This is a genomic window from Paracoccus sp. P2 (genome assembly GCF_046335115.1).
In the GTDB taxonomy this organism is placed as follows: Bacteria; Pseudomonadota; Alphaproteobacteria; order Rhodobacterales; family Rhodobacteraceae; genus Paracoccus; species Paracoccus pantotrophus.
Genome location: NZ_JBGOSN010000003.1, coordinates 213,091 through 226,979, shown reverse-complemented (window position 1 = coordinate 226,979; position 13,889 = coordinate 213,091). Strand labels below are relative to the sequence as shown.

Sequence of the window (13,889 nt, the reverse complement as noted above, 5' to 3'; positions counted from 1 at the left end):
TCGCCGACGCCGGATACGACACCGAGGCGTTGCGCCGCTTCATCGCCGGCGACCTGCGCGCCACCGCACAGATCAAGCGCAACCGAAGCCGCGCCGGAAGCCGGCCGCTGGATCGGGCGCTCTCCGGGGAACGCCGCCTTGCGGAGTGCTTCTTCAACCGCCTCAAACGCTTCCGCCGGATCGCGCTCCGATGCGAGAAAACCGTCGCCTCCTTAAAGGCATTCGTCGACTTCGCCTGCGCAATGGCAGCGATCGCCTAAGTGAAGACACCGCCTAGGCTGGCGGTGCGCTAGCATGGGGGCCTTGCCCCCGCGCGTTCCGCGCTCCCCCAGGATATTTGGACAAGAAAGAAGCGGGAGCCGCCCTGCGCCTTCCTTGGGTTCTTCCTTGGCCAAATATCCTGCGGGGGTCCGGGGGCGCAAAGCCCCCGGTCGGGGCACGGCCGGGCCGCTTGCCGGACGGGCGACAGGCGGCCGGGCCCGGCGTCTATGGGCCAGGGCGGCTTTCCCTGCTGCCGCCTCAGGCCAGCCGCAGCCAGCGCAGCCCGGCCTCGGTCGAGCTGCGGGGGGTGTATTCCGCGCTTACCCAGCCGCGATAGCCCGCGGCGTCGATGGCGTGGAACAGCTCGGCGAAGTCGATGTCCCCCTGCCGCGGTTCGTGCCGGCTGGGCCAGTCGGAGATCTGGATATGCCGCACCCGCGGCGCGTGGCGCTGCCAGACGGTCAGCGCATCGCGATGGATCATCTGCGCATGGTAGACGTCGAATTGCAGCCCCAGGTTGGGGGCACCGACCTCGTCCAGGATCTCGGCTGCCAGTTCGAAACTGTCCAGGAAATAGCCCGGCATGTCGTTGCGGTTCATCGGCTCGATGGTCAGGCTGGTGCGGGCGTCGCGGGCGCAGGCCCATTTCAGGTTCTCGACGAAGGTGCGCCGCGCCAGCCCGCCCTGGGCCTTGCCGGCCATCACATGCAGGTGCTTGACCCCCAGCGCGCGGCCAAAGCGCAGGGCGCGGTCGAAATCGCCGCGAAAGCGCGATTCGTTGCCCGGCTCGGCGGCGAAGCCGCGCGGGCCGCCGGCCCAGTTCGGCGGTGGCGTGTTCATCAGCACGAATTCCACCCCCGCCGCCTGCGCGGCCTGGGACAGTTCCTTGACGGCGAGGTCATAGGGAAACAGGATCTCCACCCCGCGAAAGCCCGCGCGTTTTGCGGCGGCGAAGCGCTGCAGCATGGGCATTTCGGTGAACAGATAGGTCAGGTTGGCGGCGAATCGCGCCATGGTCAGGGCTCCAGGGGAAAGACCGTCCCTCCCGAGTGCAATTCCATACGCCCGCTCGCGCCGGGCATAGCCGCATCGGCCAGTCGGTAGAATGTCTTGCGGTCGATCAGCGCCCAAAGACCGCGGCGGATATGGACATAGGGCCGGGGTTCCTCGGCCGTCCCGCGCAGCTCGATCGCATGCTCGGGTCCGGCGCGCACCCGGTCGCCCACATTGGTGGTGAAGACGATGTCTTCGCCGATTTCGGCATCGACGGCGATGAAGGGCGCGTCGATTACGCGGATGCCGACCTTTTCGACCGGGGTGACGAGGAAGTAATCCTCCCCCTCTCGCTTCAGGATCGAGGCGAAAAGCCGCACCATTTCCGGCCGGCCGATAGGCGTGCCGTTGTAGAACCAACTGCCGTCGGCGCGGATTTCCATGTCCAGGTCGCCGCAGAAGGGCGGGTTCCACAGATGCACCGGCGGCGGCCCCTTTTTCGAGGCGCGGCTGGCCGCGGCGGCGATTCCGGTCGCATCGCTCACGGCATTGTCAGTCTTTTCCTCCATTCCCAGTGGACCCCGTCACCCCTGCCTTTATGTTGTCCTAGAACAGAAACGGGGCATTGTCATGGCCGAGAATGAGAAACTGGTTTCCGAAGTCCTGACGCTGACCGACCGCCTGGCCCAGGCCCGCGCCAGCGTCGAGCGCCGCTTCGTCGGCCAGCATGCCGTGGTCGAACAGGTTCTGGCGGCGATCCTGTCGGGCGGCCATGCGCTGCTGGTCGGCCAGCCGGGCCTGGGCAAGACCATGCTGGTCGATACGCTGGCCACGGTGCTGGGGCTCGACTCGGCGCGCATCCAGTTCACCCCCGACCTGATGCCGGCCGACATCCTGGGCTCCGAGGTGCTGGACATCCGGCCCGACGGCACCCGCGCTTTCCGCTTCATCGAGGGACCGGTCTTTACCCGGCTCCTGATGGCCGACGAGATCAACCGCGCCAGCCCGCGCACGCAATCGGCGCTGTTGCAGGCCATGCAGGAGGGCGAGGTCACCATCGGCGGCGAACACCGGCCGCTGGGCCGGCCCTTCCATGTCCTTGCCACCCAGAACCCGATCGAGCAGGAGGGTACCTATCCGCTGCCCGAGGCGCAGCTCGACCGTTTCCTGTTGCAGATCGACGTGGACTATCCCGACCGCGACACCGAACGCGCCATCCTGCTGGCGACGACCGGGGTCGAGCAGGGCCGGGCCCATGCCGTCTTCGACGTCGAGGGGCTGGTCGCGGCGCAGGGGCTGATCCGGCGCATGCCGGTGGGCGAGACGGTACTGAACGCGATCCTGGACTTGGTGCGCGCGGCGCGTCCCGGCGCGCCCGAGGCGCCGGGCTGGATCGCCGAGACGCTGGTCTGGGGGCCGGGGCCGCGCGCGGCGCAGGCGCTGACGCTGGTCACGCGGGCGAGGGCGGCGCTGAACGGCCGCTTTGCGCCGACGCTCGACGATGTCGAGGCGATGGCCGCCCCGGTCCTGCGCCACCGCATGGCGCTGAGCTTTGCCGCCCGCGCCCGCGGCGAGACCATCGAGGGCGTGATCGCGCGCCTTCTGGGCGACCGGATGCGGGCGGCGGCGTGAAACCCCAGGCCGATCAGCTGCGCGCCGGCGCCGAGGCAGCCTCGGCCGCCCTGCCTGCGCTGATGCTGTCGGCCGAGCGGCTGGCGGCGGCGCTGGTGCCCGGCGCGCATGGCCAGCGCCGTGCCGGCATGGGCGAGGATTTCTGGCAATACCGTCCCGCCACCGCGGGCGACACGGCGCGCAGCATCGACTGGCGCCGCTCGGCGCGGTCGGATGCGCAATTCGTCCGCGACCGCGAGGCGCAGGTGGCGCAATCGGCGGCGATCTGGGTCTCGGCCGCGGCGGGCATGGATTATGCGGGCGGCGCGGACCGGCCCGGTAAGCGCGACCGTGCCAACCTGCTGGCGCTGGCGCTGGCCATGGCGCTGCTGGCCGGGGGCGAGCGCGTCGCCTTGGCCGGCCAGCCGCCGCGCCCCGGCCGGCTTCAGGCCGAGCGCCTGGCCGAGGCGCTGGTCGCGCGCCCGCTGCTCGACCGCGACGAGGACGCCCCCCCGGCCGAGGCCCTGCGTCCCGGCCAGCGCGTCGTCCTGTTCGACGATTTCCTGGGCGATCCGCAGCCGGTGCTGGACTACCTGGCCCGTGCCGCCGTCCTGGGGGTTCAGGGCGTGCTGATGCAGGTGCTGGACCCGGACGAGGACGGATTTCCCTGGCGCGGCGCGGTGCTGTTCCGCTCGGCCTCGGGGGCCTTGCGCCACGATACGCGCGACGCGGCCGGACTGCGCGCGGCCTATCTGGCGCGGCTGGCCGAGCGGCGGGCGCAACTGACGGGCGCCGCGCGCATGGCGGGCTGGCATTTCGGCATGCATGACACCGGCGCGGCGCCGTCGCAGGCGCTGCTGTGGCTCTGGTCGGTGCTGGAGGGCTGATGCTGCTGATCGGTCCCATCGGCTTCCTGACGCCCTGGATCCTGGCGGCGCTGGCGGCGCTGCCGGTGCTGTGGCTGATCCTGCGCGCCATGCCGCCCTCGCCCAGGCTGGTGCGGTTTCCAGGCACGCGGCTGCTGCTGGGGCTCAAGGATCCGCATCCGGTGGCGCGGCACACGCCATGGTGGCTGCTTCTGCTGCGGGTGCTGGCGATCGCGGCCTTGATCCTGGGCTTTGCCGGCCCGGTGTGGAAACCCTCGCCGGATCAGGCCGGGCAAGGGCCCCTGCTGGTCGTGATGGATGCCGGCTGGGCGGCGGCGCCCGACTGGCCGCAGCGCCAGGCCCGCGCCCTGCGGGCGCTGGACCGCGCCGCGGCGGCGGGACAGCCGGCGGCGCTGCTCGTGGCCGACGGCACCGCGACCGGCGCGCTGCCCTTCCTGCCCGCGACCGAGCTTGCGGCGCAGCTGCGCGCCCTGCGCCCGGCGGCATGGGAGACGCGCTATCCCCCCGACCCTCAGGCTGCGCTGGCCGAGGCCCCGGCGGGCCTGTCGGTGCTGTGGCTCAGCGACGGGCTGGACCATCCCGGCCGGGCGGAATGGCTGGCGGCGCTTTCCGGGCGCAGCAGCGTGACCGTGGTGCCGCCCGAAGGCGCGCAGCAGACGCTGGAACTGGTGGCGGGCGACCAGCCGGCGCTGCGGCTGCGCTCGACGGGGACCGCGGCGCCCGAGGTGCTGGCCATCGGTCTCGATCCGCAGGGCATGCCGCGCGAACTGGCGCGGCTGAAGCCCGGCGAGAGCGCGCAGGATCGCGGCGTGACCAGCTGGCTGGTGCCCATCGACCTGCCCTCGGAATTGCGCAACCGCATCACCCGCTTCGAGATCGAGGGCCAGGCTTCGGCCGGGGCGGTTCTGCTGGCCGACGATTCCCTGCGCCGGCGCAAGGTCGCGCTGGCGGGCGACGACCGCGCCGGCGAGGGGCAGCGCCTGCTGTCGCCCCTGCATTACCTGCGCCGGGCCCTGGCGCCGACCACCGACCTGATCGAGGGGGGGCTGGGCGACGTTCTGCAGGCCGCGCCCGACGTGATCGTGCTGGCCGACCAGATCGGCCTGGCCGAGGAGCCGGGCCTGCGCGAATGGGTCGAGGGCGGCGGGCTGCTGATCCGCTTTGCCGGGCCGCGCATGGCCGCCTCGGAACGGCTGGCCGAGGAGCCGTTGCTGCCGGTGCGGCTGCGCGCCGGCGGGCGCGATGTCGGCGGTGCCCTGGCCTGGGGCGAGCCGCGTAGCGTCGCACCCTTTGCCGCCGACGGGCCCTTCGCGGGGCTCTCGGTGCCGAACGATACGACCGTGCGCGCGCAACTCCTGGCCGAGCCGGCTCCGGACCTGGCCGACCGCAGCATCGCCCGGCTTTCGGACGGCACGCCGCTGGTGACGCGCACGGTTCTGGGGCAGGGGCAGCTGGTCCTGTTTCACACCACGGCAAACGCGGAATGGTCGAACCTGGCGATCTCGGGCCTGTTCGTCGAGATGCTGGACCGGCTGGTGCGCAGCGCACGGGCCAGCGCCGCCGCGCCCGAGGCGGACCGCGCCGAACAGCCCTTCTGGCTGCCGGAACTGGTGCTGGACGGTTTCGGCCGCACGACCGAGGCCGAGGGGTTGGCGCCGGTCGCCGCCGCCGATTTCGCGCGCGGCCCGGCGCCCGGCGCCCCGGCCGGGCTTTATCGCGGCGGCGAGCGGGTGGCGGCGCTGAACGCCGGCGGGCCGATGGCGCCGGCCGACTGGCCCGGCGCCCGTATCGAGCGCGGGGCGCAGGCGCCGGGCCTGGACCTGCGCGGCTGGCTGGTCGCGCTGGCGGCGGTCCTTTTCGCGCTGGATGCGCTGGGCAGCGCCTGGCTGGCCCGCGGCAGGCAGGGGGCGATGGCATGAGATGGCTTTTGACCTTTGCCGCGCTGGTCTGGGCCGGCGCGCTTTGGGCCCAGGACGATCCCGCGGCCCCGCCCGATCCCCAATTGGTGCGGGCCGCCGACGAGGTGGCGCTGGCCTATGTCGTGACCGGCGATGCCGAGGTCGATGCCGCCTCCGAGGCCGGGCTGCGCGGCCTGTCCCATGTCCTGACCGCCCGCACCACGGTCGAGCCGGGCGCGCCCATCGGCATCGACCCGGAACGGGACGACCTGTCGCTGCTGACCTTTCTTTACTGGCCGGTGACCGAGGCGCAGGCCCCGCCCTCGCCCCAGGCCTATGTCCGGCTGAACCATTTCCTGCGCTCGGGCGGGATGATCCTTTTCGACACCCGCGACGGCGATATCGCGGGCTTGGGCGGGCCCGACGGCGGCGCCGCGCTTCAGGCGCTGGCGGCGCCCCTGGACATCCCGCCGCTGGCGCCGATCCCCGCCGACCACGTCATTACCCGCAGCTTCTACCTGCTCAGGGATTTTCCCGGCCGCTACCAGGGCCGCGAGGTCTGGGCCGAGGCGCCCCCCGCCGATGCCCAGGCGGCCGAGGGCGTGCCCTTCCGCAATCTCAACGACGGCGTCTCGCCGGTCATCATCGGCGGCAACGCCTGGGCCGAGGCCTGGGCGGTGGATGAGAACGGCCTGCCCATGTTCAGCATCGGCTCGGGCTTCGAGGGCGAGCGCCAGCGCGAGATGGCCTATCGTTTCGGCGTCAACCTGGTGATGTATGTGCTGACCGGGAACTACAAATCCGACCAGGTACACGTGCCCGCCCTGCTCGAGCGGCTGCGGCAGGAGGAGGTCGTGCAATGAGTGGCCTTGTCTTCGATCCGCTGCTGCCCTGGCCGCTGGTGGGCGGGCTGGCGGCGTTGGCGTTCCTGGTGGCACTGTGGTCGCTGTGGCGCGGCCTGCGCGGCTGGGCCTGGCGCGGCATCGCCGGGCTGGCGGCGGCGGCGGCGCTGGCCGGGCCGGCGCTGGAATCGGGCATCCGCCACAAGCTGTCGGACATCGTGGTCTTGCTCGACGACCGCAGCGCCAGCCAGTCCCTGCCGGGCCGCGCCGGACAGACCGATGCCGCCGTCGAGGAGCTGACCCGCCAGCTTTCCGCGCTGCCCGATACCGAGATCCGCCGCGTGACCGTGGGCGACGACCCGGACGGCACCCAGATCGGCACCGCCCTGACCCGCGCGCTGGCCGCCGAGCCGCAGGCCCGCGTCGCCGGCGTGATCGCCGTCACCGACGGGCTGGCCCATGACGCGCCGATGGTCCCGGCTTCGGCCCCCGCGCCGGTGCATGTGCTGCTGACCGGGCAGGCGCAGGACTGGGACCGCCGGCTGGTGATCGAGGAGGCCCCGGCCTATGGGCTGATCGGCAAGCCCGTCACCATCCGCCTGCGCGTCGAGGACCAGGGCGCGGTCCCGCCCGAGGTGGCGCAGACCCCCGCCCGGCTGCGCATCCTGCTGGACGGAGAGGAGATGCGCGCGCTCGACCTGCCGCCGGGTGTGACGCTGGATCTGCCGGTGGTGCCGGAACATGCCGGGCAGAACGTGGTTTCGATCGCATTCGACGCGCCCGAGGCCGAGGTGCCGGAACTGACCGACCGCAACAATTCGGCCGCCCTGCAGATCCAGGGCGTGCGCGACCGGCTGCGGGTGCTGCTGGTCTCCGGCGCGCCGCACGCGGGCGAACGGACCTGGCGCAACCTGCTGAAATCGGATGCGAACGTGGACCTGATCCATTTCACCATCCTGCGGCCGCCGGACAAGATGGACGCGGTTCCCGTCGAGGAAATGTCGCTGATCGCCTTTCCGACCCAGGAGCTGTTCATGGAGCGGATCCGGGATTTCGACCTGATCATCTTCGACCGCTACCGGGTGCGCGGCATCCTGCTGCCGCAATATTACGACAACATCCGGCGCTATGTCGAAGAGGGCGGCGCCATCCTGGTCTCGGCGGGCCCCGAGATGTCCTCGGTCGAAAGCCTGAACCTGTCGCCCCTGGGCGCGATCCTGCCCGCGCGCCCCACCGGCCGGATCCATGACGAGCCCTTCCTGCCGCGCCTGACCGACGAGGGCCAGCGCCATCCCGTTACCGCCGGCCTGCCCGGCGCCCCGGCCGAGGGTGCGCAAAGCCATTGGGGCCGCTGGCTGCGCATGTCCCAGGTCATTCCCGACCCGCGCGCCCAGGTGGTGTTGAGCGGCGCGCGGGACGAGCCGCTCTTGCTGCTCAGCCGGGTGGGCGAGGGGCGGGTGGCGATGCTGACCTCGGACCAGGTCTGGCTCTGGGGCCGCGGCTTCGAGGGCGGCGGGCCGCAGCTGGAACTGCTGCGCCGCATCGCGCATTGGTCGATGCAGGAGCCGGAACTGGAGGAGGAGGCGCTGCTGGCCGATGTCGGCCCCGGCCTGACGGTGACGATCACCCGCCGCACCATGAACGTGACCGCCGGCCCGGTGCGCATCACCCGCCCCGATGGCCAGACCGAGGAGGTCGCGCTGACCGAGGCCGGGCCGGGCCGCTTCACCGCGCGCTGGACGGCGCCGGGGCCGGGGCTCTACCGGCTGGCCGAGGGCGAGATCGGCCGGGTGCTGGCGCTTGGCCCCGCCGCGCCGCGGGAGTTCGAGGAAACCGTGGCCTCGGGCGCCGTGCTGGGCCCGCTGGCCGAGGCGACGCGGGGCGGGGTGCTGCGGCTTTCCGAGGGCATGCCCGGCCTGCGCACGGTGCGCGAAGGACGGCCGGCGCATGGCCGGGGTGTCGCGGGGCCCTGGATCGCCATCACGCCGCGCGAGGCGGCCTCGGTCAGCGGCATGACGCATCGCCCGCTGCTGCCCGGCTGGGCCTGGCTGGCGCTGATTGCCGGGCTGGCGCTGGCGGGCTGGCTGGCCGAGGGCCGCGGCGGGCTGCGCAGGGCCTGACACGGCGAAACTTGCCAAGTCCGCGCCCCGTTGCTAGGCAAATGAAAACATTCCAAGAGGACCGCATGGCCGCCGCCCCCAACGATGACCAGACCGCCTACATCCCGCCGACCGAAGTCGATCTGGCGATGATCAAGCGCATCTTGCCGCATCGCTATCCCTTCCTGCTGGTGGACCGCGTCCGCGACATCGTGCCGGGCGAAAGCTGCGTCGGCGTCAAGAACGTGACCTCGAACGAGCCGCATTTCGAGGGGCATTTCCCGCAGGAGCCGGTGATGCCCGGCGTGCTGATCATCGAGGCCATGGCGCAATCGGCCGCGGTGCTGGTCGGCGTCACGCTGGATCTCGCCGACAAGGGCATGGGCACCTATTTCATGTCGATCGACAAGTGCCGTTTCCGCCAGAAGGTCGTGCCGGGCGACGTGCTGGAACTGCACATGAAGACCCTGCGCGGCGGCGGCAAGATCTGGAAGTTCGAGGGCCGCGCCCTGGTCAACGGCCAGCTTGCCGCCGAGGCCGAGGTCATGGCCATGCTGAACCGTGGCGAGAATGGCTGAGACCCGCATCCATCCCTCGGCCGTCGTGGATCCCGCCGCGAGGATCGGCGAGGGATGCGAGATCGGCCCGTTCTGCGTTCTCGGCCCCGAGGTCAGCCTGGGCCGGGGCGTGGTGCTGAAATCGCATGTCGTGGTGGCGGGCGAGACCGCGATCGGTGACGAGACCACGGTCTTCCCCTTCGCCTCGCTGGGCGAGGTGCCGCAGGATCTGAAGTTCCGCGGCGAGCGCACGCGGCTGGAAATCGGCGCCCGCAACCGTATCCGCGAATATGTGACGATGAATCCCGGCACCGAGGGCGGCGGCGGCGTGACCCGCATCGGCGACGACGGGCTGTTCATGGCCGGCAGCCATGTCGCGCATGATTGCCGGCTCGGCGACCGGGTGATCCTGGTCAACAATGCCTCGGTCGCCGGGCATTGCGTGCTGGAGGACGACGTGATCGTCGGCGGGCTCTCTGGTGTGCATCAATGGGTGCGCATCGGCCGCGGCGCGATGATCGGCGCGGTGACGATGGTGACGGCCGACGTGATCCCCTTCGGCCTGGTGCAGGGGCCGCGCGGCCACCTGGACGGGCTGAACCTGGTGGGGCTGAAGCGCCGCGGCGCCTCGCGCGAGGAAATCCACGCGCTGCGCGACATGCTGGCGCATCTGGGCCGGGGCAGTTTCCGCGACACCGCCCGGCACCTTGCCGAGTCCGAGAACGGCCCGATGGTGCGTGAGGTGCTGGATTTCATCCTCGGCCCCTCGGACCGCAGCTTCCTGGCGCCCCATCCATGAGCCGCATCGCCCTGATCGCCGGCGAGGGCAACCTCGCCCCCGCCATTGCCGCGGCGCTGGACCGGCCGCTGGTCTATGCGCTGGACAACCTGAAGCCGCAGGTCGAGGCCAGGCCCTTTCGCCTCGAACGGCTGGTGCCCTTTCTGGACGAACTGGCCGAGCAGGGCGTGACCCAGGCGGTATTCGCCGGCGCCATCCGACGCCCCAGGATCGAGCCCGAGCTTTTCGACCCCCGGACCCTGACCATCGTGCCGCGCATCCTGATGGGGATGCAGTCGGGCGACGACGCGGCGCTGCGCGCGGTCCTGGACGTTTTCGAGGAAGCCGGCATATCCATTTGCTCCGTCGATCAGATCCTTCCCGATCTCGTGCCGGGCGAAGGTGTTCTGACGGGCGAGCCGAGCCCGCGCGACCAGAAGGATGCCGCCCGCGCCGCCGAGATCGTCGCCGGCCTCGGCGCGCTGGATATCGGCCAGGGCGCGGTGGTGGCGCAAGGGCTCTGCCTTGCCGTCGAGGCGCTGCCGGGCACCCAGGCCATGCTGGAATTCGCGCGGCTGCACGCGGGCCTGAAACCCGATCCCAACGGGCCGGGCGGCGTGCTCTACAAGGCGCCGAAACCCGGCCAGGACCGGCGCATCGACCTGCCGACCATCGGCCCCGACACCGTGACCCAGGCCGCCGAGGCCGGGCTTGCGGGGATCGCCTGGGAGGCGGGCAGCGTCATCCTGCTGGACAGGGCCGAGGCAATGCGCCGCGCCCAGGCGGCGGGACTGTTTCTCTGGGGGCGCGGATGACATGAGTATTTGGGCAACGGTGAAGCGAGCCTTTTTCACCGTTGCCCAAATACTCACGTGACGGTGCCGCGAAAGCGGCAGGAGGGTATTTGGGGAACGAAGAAGACCGGGGGATTTCTCTGTTCTTCAAATACCCATGTCGGGGCATGGCAAGCGGAGCGGCGCGATGAAATTCTTCCTGATCGCGGGCGAGCCTTCGGGCGACAATCTGGGCGGCGCCCTGATGGCTGGCTTGAAGCAGCTCGATCCGGGGGCCGCGTTCCTGGGCGTCGGCGGGTCCGCCATGGCGGCGCAGGGACTCGAGAGCCGTTTCCCAATGGAAGAACTGAGCCTGATGGGCATCTGGGAGGTGCTGCCGAAATACCGCGCGCTCAAGGCCCGGGTCGCCGAGACCGCCCGCGCCGTTGCCGAGGCCCGGCCCGATGCGCTGATCACCATCGACAGCCCGGATTTCTGCCTGCGCGTGGCGCGCCAGGCGCGGGCGCTGAACCCCGATTTGCGCACCATCCATTACGTTGCGCCCTCGGTCTGGGCCTGGCGGGCGGGACGGGCCCGGAAGATGGCCGAGGTGATCGACCATGTGCTGGCCATCCTGCCCTTCGAGCCGCCCTTGATGCAGGCCGCCGGCATGAGCTGCGATTTCGTCGGCCACCCCATCGCCGCCGAGCCGGTGGCGGGCGAGGCCGAGGCGGCGGGGTTTCGCGCCGCGAACGGCATCGCGCCGGATGCGCCGCTGGTCCTGTGCTTGCCGGGCTCGCGCCGGACCGAAGTGGGGCGCCTGGGCCCGCGCTTCGACGAGGCGCTGATCCGGCTGCGCGACCGGGTGCCCGAGATTCGCGTGGTGATCCCGACCGTGCGCGGCGTTTCGGGGCTGGTGCGCGACATGGCGCGGCGCTGGCCGACCGCGCCGGTGGTGGTCGAGCGTCCCGAGGAGAAGCGCGCGGCCTTCGCCGCTGCCGACCTGGCGCTGGCGGCCTCGGGCACGGTCAGCCTGGACCTGGCGGCCAACGACGTGCCCATGGTGATCGGCTATGACGTGGCGCCGCTCAGCCGGATGATCATCGGGCTGCTGCTGCGCACCGACACGGTGACGCTGGTCAACCTGGTCAGCGAGACCCGCGCCGTGCCGGAATACCTGGGCCGCAACTGCCAGCCGGGGCCGATGTCTCAGGCGCTGTTCCGGCTCATCGAGAATGGCGATGAGCGGGCCGAGCAACTGGCGGCGATGGCGCTGACCATGCAGCGGCTGGGGCGCGGCGGCGAGGCTCCGGGCCTGCGCGCCGCGCGTTCGGTCCTGGCGGCGATCAGTTCTGCGCCGCGGTCACGATGATCTCGACCTTGTAGTCGGGCGTCGCCAGCGCCGATTCGCCGGTGGCGCGGGCCGGGGCGTGGCCGGGGGCCACCCAGGCGTCCCAGACGGCATTCATTTCGGCGAAATCGGCCATGTCGGCCAGCCAGACCTGCGCCGAGAGGATGCGGGTCTTGTCCGAGCCGCATTCCGCCAGCAGCCGGTCGATCTGGGCCAGTACCTCGCGGGTCTGCTCGGCCACGGGCTCGCCGGGCTTGCCGACCTGGCCGGCCAGGTAGACGGTGCCGTTATGGATGACCGCCTGGCTCATGCGGGGGCCGGTCTCGATGCGTTTGATCGCGGACATGGAAAATCCTTTCGGGTTGGGCTGGCGTCAGAAGAGCCGCCAGAAGAACAGCGCCGTCATGCCAAAGCCGATGGCCGCGATCAATGCCCGCAGCGCCGGAACCGGGATGCGCCGCGCCACCGGCGCACCCAGATAGCCGCCCAGGATGGTGCCCAGGCTCATGACCGCAGCCGGCCACCAGGCGACCTGCCCGCCGGCCGCGAAGATCGCCAGCGAGATCACCGACAGCGCGAAGGACAGCCAGTTCTTCAGCCCGTTCATCTGGTTCAGCTGCGTCATGCCCCAAAGCGCGAACAGCGCCAGCAGCACGATGCCCAGCCCGCCGTTGAAATAGCCGCCATAGATGGCGACCGGCACCATGGTCCCGGCGCCGAAGGGCGCGACCGCATTGCGGTGCTGCGCCGCCCATTCCCGCACCTGCGCCCCCCAGATGAAGACCGAGGTCGCCGCCAGCAGCAGGAAGGGTACCAGCACCGCGAAGGCCTTGTTCGAGGAAACCAGCAGCAGGCAGGAGCCGACGATGCCTCCGGCCAGCGTCCAGAAGGTCAGGCGCAGCACCAGCGCCCGCTCGATCTGCGCGATCTCGCGGCGGAATCCCAGCGCGGCGGACAGATAGCCGGGCAGGGCGGCGACCGTGCTGGTGGCATTGGCCGAAACTACCGGCACGCCGCTGGCGACCAGCGCCGGGAAGGTGATGAAGGTGCCGCCCCCGGCGACGGCGTTCAGCATCCCGCCGAGAAAACCGGCGGCGAGCATCAGCAAGGTTTCGGTCATGCCGGACGGCTCCTGTTCGTGGTGGGCGCCCATGCTTAGCCTTGCAGGTCCGGGGCGTCCAGCCGTCCGCGGGGCCGGCGCTTTCGCTCAGAAGATGCCGGTCAGGTAAAGCAGGATGATGACGAAGATCGGAATGCCCAGAAGCCAGGCGATGATGCCTTTCATTATTTTCTCCCTTGCTGGCCGTAAGCGGAACGCGACCGGCGGGCGAGGGTTCCCGGTGCTGCCTTGCCCGGAAAAATCGCCCTTCGGTGGGAATGAACCGCGGCGCGGCGCGTAATCCCCTTGCAACCATCTGACGTTGCCCTGGATGAAAGGATAAAGCGCATGGCACCATTTCGCATGATTCTGACGGCGACCGCGTTCGCGGCGGCCCTTCCGGCCGCGGCTCTGGCGGATGACGACGACTTTCCCCGCTATTTCCACCGCGACGGGATCGAACGGCTGCTGCGTGGCCCAGACGGCTGGGCCTATCGCGGCTGGTGGCGCGACGACGACGACCGGCGCACCTTCCGCCATCGCGCATGGGGCGATGACGACGACGATGATCGCCCGCGGCGGCGGCGGGGTCGCGACGACGATGACGATGACGACGACGATTGAGGAGGGGGCGAGCCCGCCCGATCCGCAGGCAAGGCCGGCCCCGGATGGGCCGGCCTTGTCTCGTCAACGCCCCCGCTGCATGAGGGCCGGTCGCGGAAAGTTTTCCGAAAATTTGC

Annotated in this window: 16 protein-coding genes; 11 read left to right on the top strand and 5 right to left on the bottom strand. The window is 71.1% G+C overall.

Annotated elements, in window-relative coordinates; genetic code table 11:
- Positions 1-260: transposase (locus ACDP63_RS03475; protein WP_409927689.1), on the top strand; the 260-nt coding region annotated here is incomplete at its 5' end.
- Positions 261-519: 259 nt separating this feature from the next.
- Here the strand turns inward: ACDP63_RS03475 and ACDP63_RS03470 are convergent.
- Together ACDP63_RS03470 and ACDP63_RS03465 are read right to left on the bottom strand one after the other, a co-directional pair.
- Positions 520-1,275 carry a hydroxypyruvate isomerase family protein gene (locus ACDP63_RS03470; protein ID WP_028709849.1) on the bottom strand — a complete coding sequence of 252 codons (756 nt, stop codon included), beginning with the start codon at positions 1,273-1,275 and terminating at the stop codon, positions 520-522.
- Between the two features lie 2 nt (positions 1,276-1,277).
- A complete protein-coding gene (locus ACDP63_RS03465) occupies positions 1,278-1,823 on the bottom strand; it encodes a DUF1285 domain-containing protein (RefSeq protein ID WP_024843384.1) in 546 nt (181 codons plus the stop codon).
- Positions 1,824-1,884: 61 nt separating this feature from the next.
- Between ACDP63_RS03465 and ACDP63_RS03460 the strand changes: the two genes are divergently transcribed.
- The 9 genes from ACDP63_RS03460 (at position 1,885) to lpxB (ending at position 12,071) form a co-directional block, all read left to right on the top strand.
- A complete protein-coding gene (locus ACDP63_RS03460; protein WP_024843383.1) occupies positions 1,885-2,886 on the top strand; it encodes an AAA family ATPase in 1,002 nt (333 codons plus the stop codon).
- Positions 2,883-3,752, top strand: a complete 870-nt coding sequence (locus ACDP63_RS03455; protein WP_024843382.1) for a DUF58 domain-containing protein — start codon at positions 2,883-2,885, stop codon at positions 3,750-3,752. The genes ACDP63_RS03460 and ACDP63_RS03455 overlap by 4 nt, the downstream gene beginning before the upstream one ends.
- Positions 3,752-5,671, top strand: coding sequence for a BatA domain-containing protein (locus ACDP63_RS03450; RefSeq protein ID WP_409927688.1), 1,920 nt, complete (start codon positions 3,752-3,754; stop codon positions 5,669-5,671). Before ACDP63_RS03455 ends, ACDP63_RS03450 begins: the two co-directional genes overlap by 1 nt.
- Positions 5,668-6,513 carry a DUF4159 domain-containing protein gene (locus tag ACDP63_RS03445; protein ID WP_333483977.1) on the top strand — a complete coding sequence of 282 codons (846 nt, stop codon included), beginning with the start codon at positions 5,668-5,670 and terminating at the stop codon, positions 6,511-6,513. The genes ACDP63_RS03450 and ACDP63_RS03445 overlap by 4 nt, the downstream gene beginning before the upstream one ends.
- A complete protein-coding gene (locus ACDP63_RS03440) occupies positions 6,510-8,612 on the top strand; it encodes a membrane protein (protein WP_024843381.1) in 2,103 nt (700 codons plus the stop codon). Before ACDP63_RS03445 ends, ACDP63_RS03440 begins: the two co-directional genes overlap by 4 nt.
- Positions 8,613-8,677: 65 nt before the next feature.
- Complete coding sequence (gene fabZ, locus ACDP63_RS03435; RefSeq protein ID WP_051419448.1) at positions 8,678-9,169, top strand: 3-hydroxyacyl-ACP dehydratase FabZ; 492 nt, start codon at positions 8,678-8,680, stop codon at positions 9,167-9,169.
- Entirely contained in the window at positions 9,162-9,947 is a 786-nt protein-coding gene (gene lpxA / locus ACDP63_RS03430) for an acyl-ACP--UDP-N-acetylglucosamine O-acyltransferase (RefSeq protein ID WP_024843379.1), read from the top strand. Before fabZ ends, lpxA begins: the two co-directional genes overlap by 8 nt.
- The gene (locus ACDP63_RS03425; RefSeq protein WP_024843378.1) at positions 9,944-10,741 is read left to right on the top strand and encodes an LpxI family protein; all 798 of its coding nucleotides are present in this window, start codon (positions 9,944-9,946) and stop codon (positions 10,739-10,741) included. The genes lpxA and ACDP63_RS03425 overlap by 4 nt, the downstream gene beginning before the upstream one ends.
- Positions 10,742-10,907: 166 nt before the next feature.
- The gene (gene lpxB, locus ACDP63_RS03420) at positions 10,908-12,071 is read left to right on the top strand and encodes a lipid-A-disaccharide synthase (RefSeq protein ID WP_074990331.1); all 1,164 of its coding nucleotides are present in this window, start codon (positions 10,908-10,910) and stop codon (positions 12,069-12,071) included.
- On the opposite strand, the gene ACDP63_RS03415 is transcribed toward lpxB, so the two are convergent.
- From ACDP63_RS03415 to ACDP63_RS03405, 3 genes are all read right to left on the bottom strand, one after another.
- The gene (locus ACDP63_RS03415; protein ID WP_024843376.1) at positions 12,046-12,396 is read right to left on the bottom strand and encodes a RidA family protein; all 351 of its coding nucleotides are present in this window, start codon (positions 12,394-12,396) and stop codon (positions 12,046-12,048) included. The two genes, lpxB and ACDP63_RS03415, sit on opposite strands and share 26 nt — an antisense overlap.
- Positions 12,397-12,423: 27 nt before the next feature.
- Positions 12,424-13,170 carry a sulfite exporter TauE/SafE family protein gene (locus ACDP63_RS03410; protein ID WP_028709851.1) on the bottom strand — a complete coding sequence of 249 codons (747 nt, stop codon included), beginning with the start codon at positions 13,168-13,170 and terminating at the stop codon, positions 12,424-12,426.
- Positions 13,171-13,257: 87 nt separating this feature from the next.
- Positions 13,258-13,461, bottom strand: a complete 204-nt coding sequence (locus ACDP63_RS03405; protein WP_409927687.1) for a hypothetical protein — start codon at positions 13,459-13,461, stop codon at positions 13,258-13,260.
- 36 nt (positions 13,462-13,497) lie between these two features.
- On the opposite strand from ACDP63_RS03405, the gene ACDP63_RS03400 reads away from it, so the two are divergent.
- Positions 13,498-13,773, top strand: a complete 276-nt coding sequence (locus tag ACDP63_RS03400; RefSeq protein ID WP_409927686.1) for a hypothetical protein — start codon at positions 13,498-13,500, stop codon at positions 13,771-13,773.
- The last annotated feature ends 116 nt before the right edge of the window (positions 13,774-13,889 follow it).

What these genes read in the sequence shown, in the direction of transcription:
- ACDP63_RS03465 (WP_024843384.1), bottom strand. Translation starts at nt 1,823, where the DNA reads ATGGAGGAAAAGACTGACAATGCCGTGAGCGATGCGACCGGAATCGCC.
- ACDP63_RS03425 (WP_024843378.1), top strand. Translation starts at nt 9,944, where the DNA reads ATGAGCCGCATCGCCCTGATCGCCGGCGAGGGCAACCTCGCCCCCGCC.
- ACDP63_RS03415 (WP_024843376.1), bottom strand. Translation starts at nt 12,396, where the DNA reads ATGTCCGCGATCAAACGCATCGAGACCGGCCCCCGCATGAGCCAGGCG.
- ACDP63_RS03400 (WP_409927686.1), top strand. Translation starts at nt 13,498, where the DNA reads ATGGCACCATTTCGCATGATTCTGACGGCGACCGCGTTCGCGGCGGCC.
- ACDP63_RS03410 (WP_028709851.1), bottom strand. Translation starts at nt 13,170, where the DNA reads ATGACCGAAACCTTGCTGATGCTCGCCGCCGGTTTTCTCGGCGGGATG.
- ACDP63_RS03470 (WP_028709849.1), bottom strand. Translation starts at nt 1,275, where the DNA reads ATGGCGCGATTCGCCGCCAACCTGACCTATCTGTTCACCGAAATGCCC.
- ACDP63_RS03450 (WP_409927688.1), top strand. Translation starts at nt 3,752, where the DNA reads ATGCTGCTGATCGGTCCCATCGGCTTCCTGACGCCCTGGATCCTGGCG.
- lpxB (WP_074990331.1), top strand. Translation starts at nt 10,908, where the DNA reads ATGAAATTCTTCCTGATCGCGGGCGAGCCTTCGGGCGACAATCTGGGC.
- fabZ (WP_051419448.1), top strand. Translation starts at nt 8,678, where the DNA reads ATGGCCGCCGCCCCCAACGATGACCAGACCGCCTACATCCCGCCGACC.
- lpxA (WP_024843379.1), top strand. Translation starts at nt 9,162, where the DNA reads ATGGCTGAGACCCGCATCCATCCCTCGGCCGTCGTGGATCCCGCCGCG.
- ACDP63_RS03440 (WP_024843381.1), top strand. Translation starts at nt 6,510, where the DNA reads ATGAGTGGCCTTGTCTTCGATCCGCTGCTGCCCTGGCCGCTGGTGGGC.
- ACDP63_RS03460 (WP_024843383.1), top strand. Translation starts at nt 1,885, where the DNA reads ATGGCCGAGAATGAGAAACTGGTTTCCGAAGTCCTGACGCTGACCGAC.
- ACDP63_RS03445 (WP_333483977.1), top strand. Translation starts at nt 5,668, where the DNA reads ATGAGATGGCTTTTGACCTTTGCCGCGCTGGTCTGGGCCGGCGCGCTT.